Origin of the sequence: Paenibacillus sp. FSL H7-0735, assembly GCF_038008505.1 — a bacterium.
In the GTDB taxonomy this organism is placed as follows: Bacteria; Bacillota; Bacilli; order Paenibacillales; family Paenibacillaceae; genus Paenibacillus_AQ; species Paenibacillus_AQ odorifer.
The window spans coordinates 4,377,178-4,397,641 of the sequence record NZ_JBBOZH010000001.1 but is presented as its reverse complement, the minus strand read 5'-3'; the positions used below and the strand labels follow the sequence as shown (position 1 = coordinate 4,397,641).

Here is a 20,464-nt window from a genome sequence, read left to right as displayed (position 1 = left end):
AGCTGGTATTATCCATTCTTGAAACTCTCAATAAACTTTGAAGCCAATGATGACAAGTATTTATCCTTAATCCAGACGGCGGCGACCCGCGTGCGTAGTGATTCACTACTGATTTCTTTATAGATCAAATTACGGTTACTCGTTAATTCGAAAGCGGATTTGGGGATGATTCCGATGCCAAGACCAGCGTTTGCCCAGAGCAGTGTTGTCCTAGCATCATCATTCATGCAGAAAATCAGCGGATCAAAGCCGTTCTCAAGACATGTTTCCCGGATAAGCTGCTCAAAACGGCGGTAGATAATAAGCGGCTTATCCTTTAGCTCACCGATCTCAATAAAGTTTTCATCCGTTTTCCAGTCATACTCAGGTGTCATTACGGCAATCATAGGTTCAGCTTGTGTGTAAAGACACTCTAAATTTGTACCATTAAAGGGTGTCCTTACAATTCCGACTTCGACAATGCCTTTATTCAAGAGGTCAATGATTCTAAAGGTATTTCCTTCATGAATCTCAAACTTCACACCTTTATAGGTTTTGTGAAATTCACATAGCCGATCTTGAAGCAACGTAGCTCCAGAGGAAGAAACTGTACCAATGGCTAGGGTTCCTTTTAAACCTTTGACAAAATCAGTGAGCTCACGGGCAGTGGAATCTGCCAGCTCCAGAATTTGTTGGGCACGGTCCCGCAAAATGGCTCCAGCTTCAGTGAGCTGCACGCTGCGTGGACCTCGTTCCACTAGCTTTACACCGAGTTCTTCCTCCAGGAGCTTTAGCTGCTGGCTCAGCGGAGGCTGGGCCATTTGCAGTTTTTTGGCTGCAGATGTGATCTGTCCTTCCTCAGCTATCGCCATAAAATATTTAAGCTGTCTAATATCCATATAAAAATCCTCCGAACTTGAGATATGCTAATCGTATGGGAGCGATACGAATCCAATATTATTAATATGTGAGTAGATATGCCATAATCATAACTGTTCTTATACATATTTCAAGTGGTTAAATACTTCTTATGTTGGGTGTGGATAAATTTGTTCAAAATTGCAGTATATTTAAAGCCGTACAAAAAAGAAGCGATCATTGGACCGATCTTCAAACTGATGGAAGCGATTCTGGAGCTGATTTTGCCTACCATTGTCGCATTGATCATCAACAACGGGGTTGGCAATCATGACAGCGCCTATGTTTACCGCATGGGTGGCCTAATGGTGCTGATGTCACTGCTTGGCTTCGGCTGCTCCATGGTATGCCAATATTATGCAGCCCGGGCTTCACAGGGATTCGGTACGACACTACGCAATAAGATGTTTAGACATATTACATCCTTGTCGTATGCTGAACTGGATACCTTAGGTACGCCTACACTGATTAATCGGATTACCAATGACGTAAACCAGCTGCAAATTGCTGTGGCCATGCTGATTCGTCTAGTTATTCGTGCACCGTTTATCTGCATCGGGGCTATCCTAATGTCCATGATTTTGGATTTTAGATTATCGCTGATTCTAATAGCGGCAACACCGGTTTTTGGCATTATTTTATATTTTATTATCACCCGCAGTGCTCCTTTGTACCGAAAATACCAGCAGAAGCTGGATGCCCTTGCGCTCGTACTGAGTGAGAATTTATCGGGGATTCGAGTGATTCGTGCTTTTGCCAAAAGACGTACAGAAAAAGACCGTTTTGATGCCTCATCCGATGATTTGACTACTACAGCGATCCGGGTTTCGCGGATTTCTGCTTTGCTTGGGCCGATGACTACACTTGTAGTAAATGCGGCGATCATAGCTATTTTGTGGGTAGGCGGAATTCATATCGATGGGGGCCGATTGTCTCAAGGGGAGATCATTGCCTTCATCAATTACATCACTCAGATCTTGCTGGCGCTGATAGTAGTCTCCAACTTGGTTATTATTTTTACAAAAGCCTCATCCTCAGCGAATCGTGTGAATGAAGTGCTTGGTGTTAAGGTATCCGTGTCCGAGGAAGGAAATGCATTGATTGCAGAACCTGACCATGCTGCCCCTGCTATACAATTCGATCACGTATCCTTTGGGTATAATACGACAGGTGAATCGGCATTAGAGGATATATCTTTAGTAATTAATCGCGGAGAGACCGTGGGCCTGATTGGCAGTACGGGTTCAGGTAAGTCTACTTTTGTGAATTTGATCCCTCGTTTTTATGATGTGGTGCAAGGTGAAGTGAAAGTGGATGGTGTGGATGTCAGAGATTACAAGCTGCACCAGCTTCGTGAGAAAATAGGGATTGTACCGCAAAAAGCTGTGCTGTTTACAGGAACAATCGCTGAGAATATACGTTGGGGTAAGGAAGATGCAACTGAGGAAGAAATCATGCAGGCAGCCTCTATCGCTCAAGCGGAGGAGTTTATACGTAAATTACCCGAAGGCTTGAATACGCAAGTATCTCGTGGTGGATTAAATTTATCCGGTGGACAAAAGCAGCGCTTAACCATAGCTCGTGCAGTAGTAGGTAAGCCATCGATTCTTATTTTGGATGACTCCTCCAGTGCGCTGGATTTCTCCACAGATGCGGCACTTCGTAAGGCTCTCAAAGAGAGCAGCCAGGAAATGACCGTGCTCCTTGTCTCGCAGAGGGTAAGCACTGTAAGACAAGCGGATAAAATAATGGTATTTGAGGAAGGGCGGATCGCCGGTGTCGGAACCCATGAGGAGCTGATGCGGGGTTGTGAAGAGTATAAAGAAATCTGCCTGTCCCAGCTATCAAGTGAGGAGTCGGGCCAATGATCAAAAACAACATTTGGAAAAGACTTATTGTATACACAGGGCATTATAAAAAAATAGCTATAGGCGCAGTAATCTGCGCAATACTCAGTGTGATTGCCAATCTAATTGGCCCGTTGCTTATCGGCAGCGCCATCGATTTTATGATCGGGCCGAGAGAGGTTGATTTTGACGCCGTACTTAGACTGCTTTTGATTCTGGCAGGGGTGTATATTGTCGGCAGCTTTTTCGGATGGCTTCTTACCTACCTGACTAATCGAATTGCCTACCGGACTGTATATGACTTACGGCGGGAGCTTTTTGATAAATTAAATGTTTTGCCGCTGAAATTTCATGATAACCACCCGCAAGGGGACAGCATCAGCCGGTTTGTTAATGATATGGATGCGGTCTCTGATGGACTGCTGCAAGGCTTCTCAACACTGCTCACGGGGATCATCACCATCGTGGGGGCGATTGTACTCATGTTGTACATTAGTCCTTTAATGACCTTAGTTGTTCTTCTGTCAGCACCCGTTACATTTTTTGTGGCAAGATTCATTACGATGCGCTCCCAGAAGATGTTTAAGGAGCAGGCTAAAATTCTGGGCGGTCTCAACGGATATGTGGAGGAAATGATTGGCGGACAAAAAGTGGTCACAGCTTATCATTATGAAGACCGTGCACTGACCCAGTTTGAAGAACGAAACGAGACTTTGTACCAGACTGGTGTGAAATCACAATTTTACGGTTCCTTGTCCAATCCGACAACAAGGTTAGTAAATAATATTACCTTCTCTGTTATCGCGATGATCGGAAGTGTTATGGTGATTCGCGGGCTTGTGACGGTAGGGGATTTGTCCAGCTTTTTGATCTTCTCCAACTTGTTCGCTAAGCCGTTTAATGAAATTACAGGTGTGATTACGCAGCTTCAATCGGCAACAGCATCAGCGCAGCGGATTTTCGCCATTCTAGACCTATCGCCAGAACCAGCTGATGCAACAGACGCCAAAATTATGAATACAAGTCAAGGAACGATTACCTTTGAAAAAGTATCCTTTGCTTATAATCCTGAACGTCCTCTGATTAATGATTTCAGTCTGGAAGTGAAACCAGGTACCCGGGTTGCAATTGTAGGGCAGACGGGAGCGGGGAAGACGACACTGGTTAATCTGCTTATGCGTTTTTATGATGTGGATAGGGGTTCCATCAAGATTGACGGCGTGGATATCAAGACGATTACCCGGGACAGTCTGCGGCGTAATTTCGGGATGGTGTTGCAGGACACTTGGCTGTTTGGCGGCACAATTAGAGAAAATATTGCCTACGGCAAACCTGAGGCTACCGAAGAAGAGGTCATCGCTGCTGCAAAGGCTGCTAATGCTCATAGCTTCATTAAACGCCTGCCTGAGGGATATGATACGAAGATCAGTGGCTCAGGAGATAATTTGTCGCAAGGACAAAAGCAGCTGCTAACCATAGCACGAGTGATGCTCGTAGATCCACCTATGCTCATTTTGGATGAAGCCACCAGCAGTATTGATACGCTGACTGAGGTACGGATTCAGAAGGCTTTTCTAAAAATGATCGCAGGCCGGACCAGCTTTGTAATTGCCCACCGTTTGTCAACGATTCGAGAATCGGATCTCATTCTTTTCATGAAGGACGGAGACATTGTGGAGAGTGGTACGCATGACCAACTCCTAGCCAGCGGTGGATATTACGCCAGATTATATAACAGTCAGTTCGCATCAGCGTAGACTTTGCATTTAGAAAAAAGAGCATTCAATCCCGAATTTGGGGGTGAATGCTCTTTTTGTTGGGTGGATAGTTACCTTACCTTACCTTACCTTACCTTACCTTACCTTACCTTACCTTACCTTACCTTACCTTACCTTACCTTACCTTACCTTACCTTACCTTACCTTACCTTACCTTACCTTACCTTACCTTACCTTACTGTTGCGGACCGTATTGCAGCTAAATAGTGTTTTTGGCGCCTTTCCCCAAAGTAACGGACTGCATAGCACTTATTCGGCTGATTTTGCAGCAAAAAGGAGCGGATATGGCACAATAGCTGCATCTGAGTCCGAACGGAGTGGAAAAGGGTGGGATTTTGCGAAATAAGGGCGCCTCGGTCCAATACGTTGCAAGGGCAGCCATCGCCAAAGGTAGATTGCTTCTGTTCCGGAGTAGAATGCTTAGAAATTCGATTGCTTAGCGTTCCAAAGTAGTTAGCTTAGCGTCCCCAAAGTAATTTGCTTAACGTTCCAAAGGAGCTAACTCAGCGTCCCCAAAGTAGTTTGGATAGCGTTCCAAAGTTAGTTATCTCACCGTCCCCAAAGTAATTTGCTTAGCGTTCCAAAGTAGCTATCACATCGTCAGCAAAGTAGTTTGTTTACCCTTGCGGACCGTATTGCAGCTAAATAGTGTTTTTGGCGCCTTATTTCAAAGTAACGGACTGCATAGCACTTATTCGGCTGATTTTGCAGCAAAAAGGAGCAGAAATGGCACAATAGCTGCATCTGAGTCCGAACGGAGTGGAAAAAGGCATGATTTTGTGAAATAAGGGCGCCTCGGTCCGATACGTAGGAATGGCAGCCATCGCCAAAGGTAGATTGCTTCTGTTCCAGTGTAGAATGCTTAGAAATTCGTTTGCTTAGCGTTCCAAAGTAGTTAGCTCATCGTCACCAAAGTAGTTTGTTTACCCTTGCGGACCGTATTGCAGCTAAATAGTGTTTTTGGCGCCTTATTTCAAAGTAACGGACTGTAAAGCACTTATTCGGCTGATTTTGCAGCAAAATGCAGTGGATATGGCACAATAGCTGCATCTGAGTCCGAACGGAGTGGAAAAAGGCATGATTTTGTGAAATAAGGGCGCCTCGGTCCTATACACCGTGGCACCAACGAAGTCGACTGTTTAGCGTTCAAAAGTAAATTGCTTACCCTTACGGACCCGGTTACTATTCACCTCGCGCGCTATAGGGTGGGAATTTCCGATAAAAATATTTGTGAATGAATGAACTATCTGGACGGGCTAAACGTATTATAAGAAACGTATATTGAAGACGACGAAACTATAGTAAATATGGCTTGTCGAGAGTGTTATGAGATTGGAAGGGGAGTGGCAAGATGTTGACAATCAAACATTTTACCAAGAGCTACAAGGGTGGCAAGAAGGCGGTAAATGATCTGAATTTGGTGGTCGAAAAAGGTGACATCTATGGCTTTATCGGTCATAACGGTGCGGGGAAAACAACAACTATCCGAGCAGTGGTCGGAGTTTTAGATTTTGAGGAGGGGGATATCGAGATTGGTGGGTACTCCATTAAAAAAGATCCCTTAGCCTGCAAAGCGATTACTGCATATATTCCAGATAATCCGGATCTATACGATCATCTGACGGGCATTCAGTACTTGAATTTTATTGGTGATCTTTTTAGTGTATCGAAAGCGGATCGGGAGTTATTGATAAAGAAGTATAGCGATGAATTTGAGATTACCTCTAATCTGGGGGATTTAATCTCCGCATATTCTCATGGTATGAAACAGAAACTCGCGATTATCTCCGCGCTTATTCATAAACCGAAGCTGCTCGTTCTGGATGAACCCTTTGTGGGACTTGATCCAAAAGCGGCACACACGCTCAAGAGAATCATGGCGGAGATTTGCAGCCAAGGCAGTGCGATCTTTTTTTCGACGCATGTACTGGATGTGGCCGAGAAGCTCTGCAATAAGATTGCCATTATCAAAGCGGGTGAATTGATCACTCATGGGAAAACAGAAGAGGTGAAGGGTGACAGCAGCCTTGAAGATGTGTTTTTGGAGTTGATTAAACATGATTAATATCTGGCGATTGACGAAAATTCAGCTGATCTCATCGTTTGGGTTAAATAAAGCTTTGCATACAAGGAATATGAAAGAAAGACGAAAAATGCTTTTGCTGAGCATCGGTATCTTAATAGGGATTGTCATGATGGCAGTAGTTTCGTTTGGATATAGCTTCATGATAGCAGAGACCCTTGAACAGATAGGCAGGCCAGAGCTGCTGCTTGCGATTATGATGGCTGTTACTTGCTTGATTGGATTTTTTACAACGATCTATAAGGCGAGTGGGGTATTATTTGGCTCCAAAGATTACGATCTCGTAATGTCGTTGCCTATCAAAACGAGCCATATCGTAGCAAGCCGTGTAGTTCAGCTCTATGTGCTGAATATACTGTTCTCATTGATGGTGATGGTGCCAGCAGGTGTAGTTTATGCTATAAAGGTAAATCCGGCAGTAGTATATTATTTATTTTTCATGATAACGCTGCTATTTATCCCATTAGTGCCGATCATTGCTGCAACAATTATAGGGGCATTGATTAGTTGGATTTCCTCACGTTTTAAAGGAAGTCGTTTAATAAGTCTCATTCTGACTTTTGCCGTAATCATTGTTATTATTTTGGGTTCAGGCCAAATGAATGGGAATGACCCGCAGTTACTTGCGGATATGAGCACACAAATTGCCGATCAAATCTTCAACTTATATCCTTTGACGGTTATGTATGTAGATGCTGTCTGCTCGTATCAGGTAGCTCCTTTACTATTATTTATAGGGATTTCGTTACTTTCTTTTATGTTGTTTACCCTTATTCTTGGCAGCAAATATAAAGCAATACACACAGGCCTTACGACTTCTTACTCAAAGAATAAGTATCAAATGAGGTCACTTGCAGTCTCTTCACCGCTTTACACATTGTATAAAAAAGAGCTGCGCCGCTATTTCAGTTCTTCTATATATGTGCTAAATACGAGTATCGGTATGGTTATGTTACTTGTCATGGCGATTACCTTACTGTTTGTTAGCTCAGAGCAATTAGGACAAATTATTGAGATACCTGAACTCTCTAACTATCTAAGTAGATTGGCGCCACTATTTGTTTCCCTCTTTGTTGCATTAAGCTGTACGACATCGAGTTCGATTTCGCTTGAAGGTAACCATATTTGGATTTTAAAAAGCGCCCCCGTTCCGACAAAAACCATATTATTAAGTAAAATCGTAGTGAATCTCACCATTACAGTACCGATTGTGATTGTTAGTAGTGTGCTTCTAATGATTTCTCTGGGCACAGGCTGGATGGAGAGCTTGTTATTGCTAATAATCCCCGTCCTATACGCTTGTCTTACTGCAATGGTAGGTGTGATCGTTAACTTGAAGCTTCCTAAACTGGAGTGGACTAACGAAGTCTCAGTAATTAAACAAAGTGCTTCGGTCCTTGTAGCGATGATTATAGGATTTATCAGCTTGCTGATTCCATTTGGTTTGAGTTTTCTTTTATCCGATCTAAATGGTAATCTCGTTATGTTAGGTATTGGTGTGGTGATATTTGTGGCATGTGGAGTGATGTATAGATATATTCAGTCCAAAGGAGAACTTTTATTTCGGGCTCTTTAAAAAAGGGCATTCCAAAAGCCGAAATCGGCTGCTGGGATGCCCTTTTTTTGTGCCAAGATTTATTTTCGTGAAAAATCCCCTAAGCTCTACTGTCGCTCTTGTTATTCTTCTTGCTCTTCTCGCTCTTGTCGCTCATTAGCTAACTGTTCAATTCCACTCACCATTATTTTTAGACCTGTATAGAACATCTTATCGGAGCCAATTTCATTAAAGATATTGTTTTCGTACATTCGTTTTATAACATTAGGTCCATCCCCGGATAAGTGCTCAAGCGATTGTTTAAATACCTCTCTAGCATCTCCATTAGGTTCATTTTTCATGGCTAAGTCAATTCGATCCTGCTCATATTTGTCCAATTCGAAAGAGATTACATAGTTTAACACGCAAGCAATTAGGGAGAATTTGTCACTATCGCTTAAAGGAAGATGATCCACGATCTGAAGCAAAGTATTCAGTAAAGATAGATAATTAGGTTCAGAAGGCAAGGTTCTCATCATCAGCTGAGCCGAGCAAGGATACTTATGTAAAACCCCGCGGATTCGATCTGCAAAATGAAAAAGCTGTTCTTGCCAATCACCTTCGAGATTCGCAGTTTCGAGGGCTTCTTTGGCGATCTCATTAGCCAGTGTCTGGAAAATACTCTGTTTACTCTTAAAATGCCAATAGAGAGAGGCGGCTTGTATATTTAATAGTTCTGCTAATTTACGCATACTAAATGCCTCTATGCCGATATCATCCAACAGCTCCCAAGAAGCTTTTATTATATCTTGTTCAGTGATTTGCAGATTTTTGATTCTCATCGAAACGACCTCCTGTTACTGTCTTCTTTTATCATAAGCGAAGATGGATGGCTGGTCTACCATCGTTAGATTACCGGTTTATCTTACAGTGTTAGATATTTTTATTTACAAGCAAATAAACGGGTGCTATATTAATCTTACACTGTTAGTTTAATGGTGCGATTTTTTTAAAAGGAGGCAGCGGTTAGCTATTTTATTAGTAAAAATTAAAAAGGATGTGTATAGACCCATGAGTAATCTACAAGTGGAACAATCCCAACCAGTCACCAAAGAATTTTCTATAAAAGCAATATTTCCCGTAATACTGGCACTTATAACAGGAATGTTGCTGGTTATGCTCGACAGTACAATTATGAATGTAGCGATCCCGCAGCTTGAAAAAAACTTTGATGCTAGCCTAAAAACAATACAGTGGGCCATCACGGGTTATACGCTGGCTTTATCCGTAATTATCCCATTGGCCGGATGGTTCTCGGATAAGTTTACTGCCAAACGTGTTTTTTTAGCTTCGATCGTATTGTTTACCATAGGTTCTTTATTATGCTCAATGGCACAATCCACAACAGAGCTGATAATCTTTCGTATTTTGCAGGGATTAGGCGGAGGGATGATTGCTCCAATTGGTATGGCTATGTCATTCAAAATCGCACCTCCCGATAAAAGAGGTTCAATCATGGGATTGCTTGGCCTACCGATGTTAATTGCGCCTGTTCTTGGTCCTGTACTGTCAGGATGGCTGTTGGAATATGCAAGCTGGCACTGGATTTTTCTGATTAATGTCCCCATTGGTATTATTGCAATGATTGTTGGAGTGAAATTTCTTCCGGTAATAGAGAAGGGGAATAAAGCTAAATTGGATATTTGGGGTGTGATTTTATCACCACTCGCTTTCTCCAGCTTGGTATTTGGGGTGCATAGAGGGGGAGTGGACGGCTGGGGGGATCGTATAACGATTATATCTCTTGCGTTCAGCTTCATTGCTTTAGCCTTGTTTATTTTCGTGGAATTGCGCCAAAAAGAACCGTTATTGGAACTTCGCTCTTTTCGATCTCTAGAATTTAGTAAAGGTATGATTTTGACCTGGATTAATCAGTTCGCCTTATTTGGTTCGATTCTGTTAATTCCAATTTTTTTGCAGCAGGTCAGAGGTTTTTCTTCCTTTGAATCGGGACTTTTAGTTATTCCTCAAGCTTTAATATCCTTTGCTGGCATGATTATTGGAGGAAAATTATTTGATAAGTATGGAGCTCGGCCCGTTGTGTTCTCTGGACTTGTGCTGCTGTCCACCGGACTCTTTCTCTTGTCACGTTTGCAAAATGATACAAGTGTATACGTTATGATCAGTTATTTTGCCATTATGGGACTTGGCCAAGGATTAACTACTATGCAGCTCGGTACACATGTGCTTAAGGCCGCTCCGAAGGATTTGATCAGCCGTGTGACCCCACTTACTGCCTCTGCACAACAAATTGTAGGTTCTTTTGCTGTCGCTATAATGTCGGGCTTATTGACTTCGAATATAGCTACTCAAATGAGTCAAGGAAATCAGAAGCTACCTTTAGAGGCTATGGTTGCAGGATTCCACGACACGTTCCTAGTTTCATTGGTCTTGGCGCTGTGTGGTGTGGTTCTTAGTCTCTTTTTGCGTAATCCGAAGAGCTGATCCTATCGTATTCTACCAATATTTTAGCGATGTTTATGGATTGTATCCTTGGTATAATTCAAAGATTGATAACCAAGGGGGAATCTCTTAACCCGTGAAGAATATATTTGCTATATTTACTATAATGACCCTCGCTGTCGTGCTATACGCCGGAGTATTTATTCAGCATATATCGGCCGATAACGGGGTTCCTTTTGAGGATATAAACACTAGTTATGCAAAAAAAGAAATCATAGATTTATATAACCGGAATATATTAACTGGCACCTCGAATACTAAATTTTCACCTACTCAATCGATTACTAGAGCTGAGTTTATTACCGTTCTTGATCGTCTGTTGAAGCTTGATCCAGCGTTGAGTCCGGTATCTCCTTATACCGACGTAGCCAAAAGCGCTTGGTATTACGGCTGGATACAGGCAGCAATTCAGCTTGAACTGGCGAACGGCACTTCGGCAACTACTTTTGCACCCGCAAAAGCAGTTACTCGGCAGGAAGCGGCTGTGTGGATAGCCAAAGCGCTAAAGCAAACAAACACTGCAACTACCGCACAAACCAATTTTAAAGATCGGCAACAAATTGCTAGCTGGGCAAGTGCTGCTGTAGCCAAGGTTAATGATCGCGGATTAATGAAGGGCGATAATAGCGGAAATTTTCGACCCACGGACCCGATAACCAGGCAAGAGACGGCAGTGCTGATGGATCGGGTGCTGCAACATACAAGCTGGGCGGCAGAGCTGGAAAGTGATCCGGATAAACGTATTGTTATAGGCTGGCAGTATGGTCTCACGACGTCACAATTTGAGAATCATGTTTTGCAATCGAACGTCAACACACTCTCACCACGTTGGTATTATGTTGGAAAAACAGGGACAGTAACGGATTCGACAGATGTCTCGCTGGTAACTTGGGCAAAAAAGAATAAAAGGCAAGTCTGGGCGATGGTTAGTAATCGATCGGATCAAGAAGCGACGCATCAGATGCTGTTGAGTACAACCGCAAGGAATACGGCAGTCAAACAATTAGCTGCTTTAGTGAGTAAATATGGATTAGATGGACTAAATATAGATTTTGAAAATGTAGCGGCCGAAGATCGTGTGTATTTGACTTCGTTTATTACTTTATTGGCCGAGAAAATGCATTCGCTCAATGTTATTCTGTCGATGGATGTATCCCCTGATCTTGGAACGGATTGGACAGAAGCTTTTGACTATGCTGCCCTAGGCAAGCAAGTGAATTACATGGTGATGATGGGGTATGATGAGCATTATGACGGGAGTCAAGTTCCGGGGTCCAATGCTTCGCTTTCTTATGATCAAAAGGCTGTGAATACAATCCTAAAAGTTGTACCTAGTCAAAAAGTTATATTGGCATTGCCCTTATATAATCGGGATTGGACACTGAACCAGAAGGGAACGGTTTTATCCTCTGAATATATTACGCTTCCGGAGCAAAATCAGATCATCAGCAGCTATGCATCGAAACCTGTGTGGAATCCTACTCTGGGACAATATGTCGCGAGCTACTCGAAACAAGCTATAAAACATACGATTTGGATTGAGGATGGGCGTTCATTAATAACTAAATACAACTTAGCGGTTACTAAAAAACTAGCTGGAGTAGCTTATTGGTATATAGGTGGAGAAAGTTCTGATATATGGTCTAGCTTAAGGAATGCAGAGAAATTTTTCGATTATACTTTTTAAAAATATGAAAGACTGGATGCGAATAGCCGCTTAGCTAATTGCTGTCCAGTCTTTTTATTGGGTTACTAAGTCGCAACTGCTAGAATGAGTTTGATTAAATCAGCCTCGAGTTACGTATTTTTTGAAGTTTTTTACCTTTAGAACTTTAACATTTTGAGCTAGAAGTTTCTTGTCACTAACGATCCATGTGTGATCTTTGGAGTTTTTTCTACGAACCGCAGCGAAGTTATACTTATTTCCTGCATAAATCTTAAAGCCCTGTGCAGCGCAATCCGCACAAAACTTAACACATTCACCTTTATTCCAATCTGGAAAAGAAATCTGCTGGAAGACATTTCGTTTTACGAGTAGGGTGGCACCCTGAACATTGGTTACCTGTTTATTTTCCATATGAAGATAACGAAGCAAAAGTAGCTTCTTATCATTTAAATACATATAGTGAGCTCGTTTTCCAACGATATCAGCTTTAGTTTTATTGAGGATTTTCATACTATCCGTTAAATAGTTGGCAGAGTAATAATCGTCGTCATCAAATTTAGCGATACAACTATAATTCGCTAAGTGCACACCAAAATTCAGACAAAACCCGAGTGAACGATATTCTGGTAGTTTATAGATCCGTACGTTTTTATGTTTTTTTGCAGCATGTATATAATCTTCAATTCTCAAGCTATCATTATTTATGATCACGATAAGTTCTTTAGATTTGAAATTCTGTCGTTGATAGTTATCAAACATGGTTTTAATACAATCAAGTCGTTTCGTACAAGTTAGAATAGACACAGCAGATGAAGTAGATTCAGCAGTTAACTTCATAACGGAATCTTTGGACTGCGTCCAACAAAATTCCTGTAGTTTTTAATATTCCGGATGATCTTATGGTTAGCTATTAACGTACTATCACTGATAATCCATGTATGTTTTGAAGAGTTTTTTCTACGTATGGCAACGAAGTTATTTTTACTCGCAGAATAAATCTTATAACCTTTCTTTCTGCTTCTGCTGCAAAAGAGATCATCCTCACCTACGTTTTTATTAGGAAATTTCACATGATCGAATACTTTTCGTTTGAAGACGAGCGTAGCGCCAGGGAGATGGGTAACCGTCCGGTGTTCATCATTTGCAAAACGAAGAATCAAAGTCTTTGAACCTAGTAAATACATATAGTGAGCCCGTTTTCCAAGGATATCAGCTTTAGTTCTTTGTAAGGTCAGATTACTTTCCGTCAAATAATGAGGGGCATAATAATCGTCGTCATCAAATTTGGCGATGGTATGATATTTGCATTTTGTTACGGCATAGTTTAAGCATGAACCGAGAGATTGATGTTCAGGTTTACGAAATATCTTAATATTTTTGTGTTTTTTAGCTAAGGTTAGGTAGGGGGATAGTGGAATTTTATTATTATTGATAATAATGATAAGTTCTTTATTTGCATATTTTTGTCTGCTGTAATTTTGAAATAGGTTGTTTAAATAATTATGGCGATTGGTACAGGTAATAATGGAAATACCTTGTTGGTTCGCCTTGTAGTGAGGTACAGCACTCATTTAACCAACCCCTCATATGCATTTTTGGGAAAAGTCTCATTTATACGATATGTCCAAGTTAGGATAGAGTCACGGCATATCAACCTCTTAAAAGCAAAAATGGACTTGTTTAGAGAACACAAAACCCACAGTGATAGCTGTGGGTTTTGTAAGAGAGACACATCATATGAAACGCTTTGGATGTTTGTTCAGAAATAAGACTCAATGATGGAAATACCATTCTCGATTCTCGCCTTACTCTGCGTTAAATAATCTTTGGTCCAATCATCTAGGTTAGACATATCAAAACTCCGGTACATCCCTGTATAAACAATAATCTCTCTTAATCGAAGAAAAAGAGGAATTAGCTTCAGCTCATTTTCTGAAATACTGTTCTCTTTAACGTAGCCTTTAAGAAAATGCTCCATAAAACGCTGACATTGAAGCTGCCTGTCCTCCATACTATCATCCCCGTAAACGTAGACTAGATAATACAGTTGAATGGCGATATCTTCTACAAACCAGCTGTACTGAGCTTCATCAAAATCAAACAAGGTCAGCTTACCATTGTGGACCAAAAAGTTGCCTACATTGATATCCCCATGGATGAGACCATAGGTATTTATATCAGCGTCGAGATGCTTTAGCCGATCCATAAGCGCCTTACAGCTTTCTAAAACGCCACTTTGGGATGAAGGAATAAACCTGGTTACATTCTGCAGGTAGTAGTTCTGATGCCACGCATGTCTTTTGGTGTGTGGTTTATAAGATTTTGCTAATCTGTGCATTTGTCCAGTGATCATGCCACACTGCTCATAGAGCTCTACATCTTTCAGGCAGTCTGGGTAACCTATTCGTTTCCCTTGTGCTTTTTCAAAGGAAGATACCCTAAAGTACGAATCACCGATCTCTATTTGCTCAACTAAATTACCCTGAAGAGAACCTACGGGTCTTGATACTGAAACGCCATGATCTGCTATGTATAGAATCCATTCAAGTTCAGCCGCCAACAAATCCCTACTGCGTAGCGAGCTATGAGTAAATCTTAGAATATATTGATGGTTGCTAAGTTGGTATTCATAAACGAAATTTTGAAATCCGCCAATGAACGTTAGCTCATCTATGGGGATACCATATTTCGTACAGGCGGCACTTACAATCTGGTCATTAAATAAGGACTTAATCTTTTGTTCCAAGGGTTCTACTCCATTCTACATTACAATGATTTTATCGAATCGTTCTGGAGCTTTCCTGGATCTCAATAAGCAGCGGCCGTTCTTGTGGGTTGAGATTTGGGGCATGAATAGCCAGCATAAGTCTGCCCGTCAAATCACGAAACAACATCCCATGTCCGCCATCTTTGGCATAAAGAGGCTCAGGATCATGTTGCCAAGGTCCACTAATGTCACCGCTGACGGATCGGGCTAAACCCATGGCATAACCACCGGCTCCACTGCTAGACCACAACATAAGCAGCTCACCACTGCTAGTCTGATGCATAAAAGGACCGTCAGTTACGTACTGCCCTTCTTTGCCACCTACCGTCCAAGGAGCTTGTGAAGCCTGGAAAAGCAGCACGGGTTCACCAATACTAGCGCTTAAATCCTCCTTCAGCCGAACGGCATACATTTCTCCATCCGTCACTTCAATCCATTCACGGCAAAAGATCATCCAAGGTTTGTCTTCTTTATCTACATATAACGTTCCGTCAAGGCACTCCCAAGAAGCAGGGGTAATCGGATGATTGCTGATAGGGAGATAAGGACCCTCAGGTGTTTCCGCGCTTAATATTTGTGTCCCCCGTGGAACCCCATGTCTTTTAAAAGAAGCGAACATATAATATTTTCCGTTGTAGCGGTGAACCTCTGGTGCCCAGAAATGATGATCAGCCCAAAAATTAGGATCTGGACGAAAGGCAGCAATGGGTTCGGACCATTCCTGAAGATCTGAGCTGATATATACATCGAAGCCGTGAGGTGTGCCACTCCAAGCTGTTAGGCCATCTGTGGTGCCCCCAATTCACAAGCTATCATCTGCTTAATTTTACAATATCTTCATTAGGCTTGGAAGCGTTACTTCATTTGCTCGCCTTGTAGCAAACGTATTTTCATTACTCCTGGTGTACAGCCGTAGTTTTTTCGGAAGACACGTATAAAATAATTAGTCTCCATGCCCAGCTGAAGCGCAATATCTTGAACGGGGATCTCCACATCCTCCGTCATTAATTGCAGCGCCCGCTCCAGCCGCAGATTCTGCAAATACTTATGCGGAGTGACCCCGTATTCCTGCACGAATAAACGCTGGAAATGCTGCACGGAGTAGCCGACTGCTGCTGCAAGATTGGAGATCAGAAGCGGTTCTGTGTAATGCTCGTTGATCAGCCCGACGGCTGTAGTTAGGGCTTCATTTCGGACAGACTCGAAGGCTAGACGATTAGCGGAGCTTTGTGAACTCTTGGCAGGGCGCAGCATTAAGAGCAGTCTATAGAGCGTGATAGACAACTCCTGCATCCACATCTCGTCTTGCCGATTGGAGGCAGGAGAATTCACCGTATGCCAAATTTGGCCGATTTCTTCCCAGCATTGTTCAAAACGCTCCGGTCGATAAGGAGCAGAAGGGAGCAGTTCAAGCGCTTCCAGCAATACTTGAGCTTGACTGCCTTGAAAACCGATAAAGCCAACATGCCACGGTTCATGAGAGGTAGGATAATATTCATGACCTCGATCTGGCGGGAAGGCAAAAGCCATCCCCGGTTCCAGTATGATTTCTGTGCCATTTTCCAGATCACGAAATAAACCGGTTCCGGTCCGGATCAAAAAGATTTGATACACAGGAAATCCTGCTGGGCGCACATGATGGAATTGGATATGACGACCTACAGAGTAGGGGGATAGGGGTAACGTTCCAGAGTCGCGTGGTAATTCAATCAGAGAAAAAGGCAGCAGGTTTATCACCTCATCTTCATTTTGTGCTATCACTTCGAGACTATATTCCTACTGATTGAAATGACTTTTCTTATATTATAAATAGTATAAATGATGATTCCTGAATTAGATAGCTTACGCTTCTAGCCTGTCATCAGAGAATAGTCCCATTCCATAAATGGGCAGAATTGAGAGGATGATCGTACACAATGAATAAAAAACATTCCCCGATAAGCAGTAAAGCTGGTGTCATGCTGCACGGTGCTGATTATAATCCTGAACAATGGCTTAAATATCCGGAAGTATTGCGTGAGGATATCCGATTAATGAAGCTGGCGGGCTGCAATGTCATGTCCGTAGGCATTTTCTCGTGGGTATCTCTTGAACCAGAAGAGGGTGTGTTCACTTTCGAATGGTTGGATGGTGTACTTGATTCTTTTGCAGAGAATGGGATTTACGCTATCTTGGCAACGCCAAGTGGTGCCCGCCCAGCATGGATGTCGCAAAAATATCCAGAAGTCTTAAGAGTGGAGCGTAACCGTGTTCACAATTTGCATGGCTTCCGTCATAACCATTGCTATACCTCACCAGTGTACCGTGAGAAAACTGCAATTCTAAATGCAAAGCTAGCGGAACGGTACAGCCAGCATCCAGCCATTATCGGGTGGCATATTTCGAATGAGTTCGGTGGGGAGTGTCACTGTGAGCTCTGCCAGGATGCTTTTAGAGAATGGCTGAAGGTGAAATATAATAACAGTTTGGATGAGGTGAATCATGCTTGGTGGGCTACTTTTTGGAGCCATACCTATACTTCATGGTCACAGATTGAATCCCCAGCTCCACATGGTGAGACACAAGTACACGGCTTGAATCTTGACTGGCGGCGTTTTGTTAGTGAACGGACGATTGACTTCTGCCAGCACGAGATCAATACGGTTCGTCCGTACAATCTAGAGCTGCCTATTACTACGAATATGCATATGATCGATGGTATTGATTACCGCGAGCTGGCCAAAATCTTGGATGTGGTCTCATGGGACGCTTATCCAGACTGGCATTATACCGAAGACGGTGACGATACTAGATTGGCAGCATGGGCGGCGATGCACTACGACTTAATGCGCTCTTTTAAAAAGAAACCGTTCTTGCTGATGGAAAGCACGCCATCCCTTACGAACTGGCAATCGGTCAGTAAGCTAAAACGTCCCGGAATGCACAAGCTGTCTTCCTTGCAAGCGGTAGCGCATGGTTCGGATTCTGTGCAGTATTTCCAATGGCGCAAAAGCCGCGGATCAAGTGAGAAGTTCCATGGTGCAGTTGTAGACCACAGTGGCCATTCCGAGACTCGAGTATTCCAAGATGTAGCGGAAGTAGGAAAGACGCTTGCGGGAATGACGGAAGTAGTGGGTACGTCCACTCCGGCGCAGACGGCGATTATTTTCGATTGGGACAACCGCTGGGCGATAAAGGATGCGCAAGGCATCCGTAATTCCGGATTACGTTATGAGGAGACGGTGCTGCAGCATTATCGTGCACTTTGGGAGCTGGGCATTCCAGTTGATATTATAGGCTCTGGAGATGATTTGTCTGCCTACAAGCTGGTTGTTGCACCTATGTTATATCTGATTAGTGAAGAGAATGGAAAGCGAATTGAGAAATATGTGGAGCAAGGCGGCACATTCCTCGCAACCTATTGGTCAGGAGTAGTTAACGAAACGGATTTATGTCATCTGGGAGGATTCCCTGGTCCACTGCGCAGAACACTGGGGATTTGGGCAGAGGAGACAGAAGGGCTGCACAGCCGTGATCTGAACGGGATAGTAATGGAGGCAGGTAATAAACTTAAGCTAAGCGGTGACTACGATGCGCATGAGATTGCTGAGCTGATTCATTTGGAAGGTGCAGAGGCTTTGGGGCATTATCGCAACGATTTCTACGCAGGCCGTCCAGCGCTTACAGTCAATCGTTTCGGTGAAGGAAATGCGTACCATCTTGCTACCCGGGTGAAAGAGACTTCATTCTATGTTGAGCTATACGCAGCGATCACATCTAAGGCAGGAATTACCCGTGCGATGGATAGTGAGCTTCCAGCAGGTGTGACTGCACAACTTCGCACAGATGGCGAAAGTGATTATGTTTTTGTGCAAAATTTCAGCGGCAGTCCGCAAACGGTAGAGCTGGATGGAGCGGAATACACAGACTTGGAAACAGGTCTTTCAGCTCCGGCCCTATTGAATCTAACGGTGAATGGACTTGCGATGTTGAAGCGTAAAGCATTAGTATAATAAAGAGGCAGGACCTGAGTTTCAGGTTCTGCCTTTTTTTTGAATAGAATCAGTTCTTAACTCTTCCCATCATAATGGTGTTATACAATTTGCCGTCCGATAGAAGTTTATCTTTCTTTAAAATCCCTTCGATTTCAAAGCCAAGCTTTTGATAAAGCTTAATAGCATTGGTGTTCGTTTCCAGCACATTTAGGGTGATCTTTTGAATACCGTTAGTGTCAGCCCAGGCAATCGATTCGCCAAGAAGATTTTTTCCAATACCATATCCCCAATACTCCTGCAGCACACATACTCCGAATTCTACTTTATGAGCGAATCTTTTTAAGGGATAACCTTCGCATCTGGAGAACGCAACGATTTGATCATCCACTACTGCGACTAGAAAGAGGTTATTATTTTTCTCTGAATCGGCTTGAATAAGCTGTTCAAATCCTTCTTCGTCAATAAAGGCTTCGCCTGGTTCCCGATCTAAATTCTCAGTCTCTCCATCGATACGTACTCTTAATTCAGACAACATCTTAGCGTCTTTTGAGGCAGCAGATCTAATGCTGTATTGGATTCCATTCACTGTAGATGTTTGAGGATTAATGATCATATGTCCTCCGTGACGATGGTTGATGTTAGAATTATTGCTTCGATGCCCTCAATGATCCGAGTGAAATAAGCTGCTTCATGAGGCACAAAATGAGTCCGATCCACACTCTGTTGAATGTTGATTTTCTGCCCGTTTGAATCGACTTTGAAACCATTGATTTGTAGACTATGTATTTCTCCCTGCCAAAAGCTTCGGAAGTCCGCAAACTTTGTGATAACAATTCCTGCGACCTCTTCTTCTTGCAGCTTAAAATCGTCCAGTGGATAAGGATTGTTATAAACAAAAACATGCGCTCGTTCTTTATCGATTAGATTTTCTTTGATCATACAGTAAGGAATTGTACCTAAGGGAATCAGCTCATCAAAAGCTAGCTCCAAACCGAGTTCTTCTTGAACCTCGCGAATCCCGTCCTCTACCGTTTCGTGTGTCAGCAAATGTCCAGCGGCCGTGATGTCCAGCAATCCTGCATAATCTTGTTTCTGCTCACTACGAAGCTGTAAATAAATATAGGGGATTTCTTGGGTTTTGTTTATAAACCAGCAGTGGAAGGTCTCGTGCCAATGTCCTAACCGGTGTACTTCTGCCCGTGGAGCTGTGCCGATTCGGTGACCCGCTTCATCAAATATAGTAAGTATCTCATTATGCATAGAAAAGCTCCTTCGTGAAAATATCTACTGCCTAAAGCGTATCATAAAAACGATCGAATTGCTTCATGTGCCCAAGTGATTTTTATTGACATCGTTAAGAAAGATATGTATATTTTTGGATGTTAATCAAAGGAG

General features: G+C 42.7%; 16 protein-coding genes. 7 read left to right on the top strand and 9 right to left on the bottom strand.

Annotation, left to right across the window (positions count from 1 at the left end; genetic code table 11):
- Nucleotides 1–8: 8 nt before the first annotated feature.
- A complete protein-coding gene (locus tag NSS82_RS19935) occupies nt 9–878 on the bottom strand; it encodes a LysR family transcriptional regulator (RefSeq protein WP_076272312.1) in 870 nt (289 codons plus the stop codon).
- 150 nt (nt 879–1,028) lie between these two features.
- Between NSS82_RS19935 and NSS82_RS19930 the strand changes: the two genes are divergently transcribed.
- From NSS82_RS19930 to NSS82_RS19915, 4 genes are all read left to right on the top strand, one after another.
- On the top strand, nt 1,029–2,765 hold the full coding sequence (locus NSS82_RS19930) for an ABC transporter ATP-binding protein (RefSeq protein WP_076272311.1): 1,737 nt from the start codon (nt 1,029–1,031) through the stop codon (nt 2,763–2,765).
- Nucleotides 2,762–4,501, top strand: coding sequence for an ABC transporter ATP-binding protein (locus tag NSS82_RS19925; protein ID WP_076272310.1), 1,740 nt, complete (start codon nt 2,762–2,764; stop codon nt 4,499–4,501). Before NSS82_RS19930 ends, NSS82_RS19925 begins: the two co-directional genes overlap by 4 nt.
- Before the next feature lie 1,372 nt (nt 4,502–5,873).
- Nucleotides 5,874–6,587, top strand: coding sequence for an ABC transporter ATP-binding protein (locus tag NSS82_RS19920; protein ID WP_036688363.1), 714 nt, complete (start codon nt 5,874–5,876; stop codon nt 6,585–6,587).
- Nucleotides 6,580–8,181 (top strand): hypothetical protein, encoded by a 1,602-nt coding sequence (locus NSS82_RS19915; RefSeq protein ID WP_038571874.1) that lies wholly within the window; start codon nt 6,580–6,582, stop codon nt 8,179–8,181. Before NSS82_RS19920 ends, NSS82_RS19915 begins: the two co-directional genes overlap by 8 nt.
- Nucleotides 8,182–8,282: 101 nt before the next feature.
- Here the strand turns inward: NSS82_RS19915 and NSS82_RS19910 are convergent, their stop codons facing one another.
- On the bottom strand, nt 8,283–8,981 hold the full coding sequence (locus NSS82_RS19910; RefSeq protein WP_076146504.1) for a TetR/AcrR family transcriptional regulator: 699 nt from the start codon (nt 8,979–8,981) through the stop codon (nt 8,283–8,285).
- 229 nt (nt 8,982–9,210) lie between these two features.
- On the opposite strand from NSS82_RS19910, the gene NSS82_RS19905 reads away from it, so the two are divergent.
- Complete coding sequence (locus NSS82_RS19905; RefSeq protein WP_340961071.1) at nt 9,211–10,644, top strand: MDR family MFS transporter; 1,434 nt, start codon at nt 9,211–9,213, stop codon at nt 10,642–10,644.
- A gap of 94 nt (nt 10,645–10,738) precedes the next feature.
- Nucleotides 10,739–12,349, top strand: coding sequence for an S-layer homology domain-containing protein (locus NSS82_RS19900; protein ID WP_081386616.1), 1,611 nt, complete (start codon nt 10,739–10,741; stop codon nt 12,347–12,349).
- Between the two features lie 99 nt (nt 12,350–12,448).
- On the opposite strand, the gene NSS82_RS19895 is transcribed toward NSS82_RS19900, so the two are convergent.
- The 5 genes from NSS82_RS19895 to NSS82_RS19875 all read right to left on the bottom strand — a co-directional run bounded on the left by NSS82_RS19895 (nt 12,449) and on the right by NSS82_RS19875 (nt 16,856).
- On the bottom strand, nt 12,449–13,165 hold the full coding sequence (locus NSS82_RS19895) for a glycosyltransferase family 2 protein (RefSeq protein WP_076214664.1): 717 nt from the start codon (nt 13,163–13,165) through the stop codon (nt 12,449–12,451).
- Nucleotides 13,162–13,899, bottom strand: a complete 738-nt coding sequence (locus NSS82_RS19890; protein WP_076214668.1) for a glycosyltransferase — start codon at nt 13,897–13,899, stop codon at nt 13,162–13,164. The genes NSS82_RS19895 and NSS82_RS19890 overlap by 4 nt, the downstream gene beginning before the upstream one ends.
- 188 nt (nt 13,900–14,087) lie before the next feature.
- Nucleotides 14,088–15,074: a phosphotransferase enzyme family protein gene (locus NSS82_RS19885; RefSeq protein ID WP_076272713.1), complete on the bottom strand. Its 987-nt coding sequence runs from the start codon at nt 15,072–15,074 to the stop codon at nt 14,088–14,090.
- A 31-nt stretch (nt 15,075–15,105) separates the two neighbouring features.
- Entirely contained in the window at nt 15,106–15,897 is a 792-nt protein-coding gene (locus tag NSS82_RS19880) for a glycoside hydrolase family 43 protein (RefSeq protein ID WP_143761259.1), read from the bottom strand.
- A gap of 53 nt (nt 15,898–15,950) precedes the next feature.
- On the bottom strand, nt 15,951–16,856 hold the full coding sequence (locus NSS82_RS19875; protein WP_256718524.1) for a helix-turn-helix domain-containing protein: 906 nt from the start codon (nt 16,854–16,856) through the stop codon (nt 15,951–15,953).
- 155 nt (nt 16,857–17,011) lie between these two features.
- On the opposite strand from NSS82_RS19875, the gene NSS82_RS19870 reads away from it, so the two are divergent.
- Nucleotides 17,012–19,087 carry a beta-galactosidase gene (locus NSS82_RS19870; protein WP_076272712.1) on the top strand — a complete coding sequence of 692 codons (2,076 nt, stop codon included), beginning with the start codon at nt 17,012–17,014 and terminating at the stop codon, nt 19,085–19,087.
- 49 nt (nt 19,088–19,136) lie between these two features.
- Here the strand turns inward: NSS82_RS19870 and NSS82_RS19865 are convergent, their stop codons facing one another.
- Together NSS82_RS19865 and NSS82_RS19860 are read right to left on the bottom strand one after the other, a co-directional pair.
- The gene (locus tag NSS82_RS19865; protein ID WP_038571853.1) at nt 19,137–19,682 is read right to left on the bottom strand and encodes a GNAT family N-acetyltransferase; all 546 of its coding nucleotides are present in this window, start codon (nt 19,680–19,682) and stop codon (nt 19,137–19,139) included.
- Nucleotides 19,679–20,329, bottom strand: a complete 651-nt coding sequence (locus NSS82_RS19860; protein ID WP_036688336.1) for an NUDIX hydrolase — start codon at nt 20,327–20,329, stop codon at nt 19,679–19,681. Before NSS82_RS19860 ends, NSS82_RS19865 begins: the two co-directional genes overlap by 4 nt.
- Between the last annotated feature and the right edge of the window lie 135 nt (nt 20,330–20,464).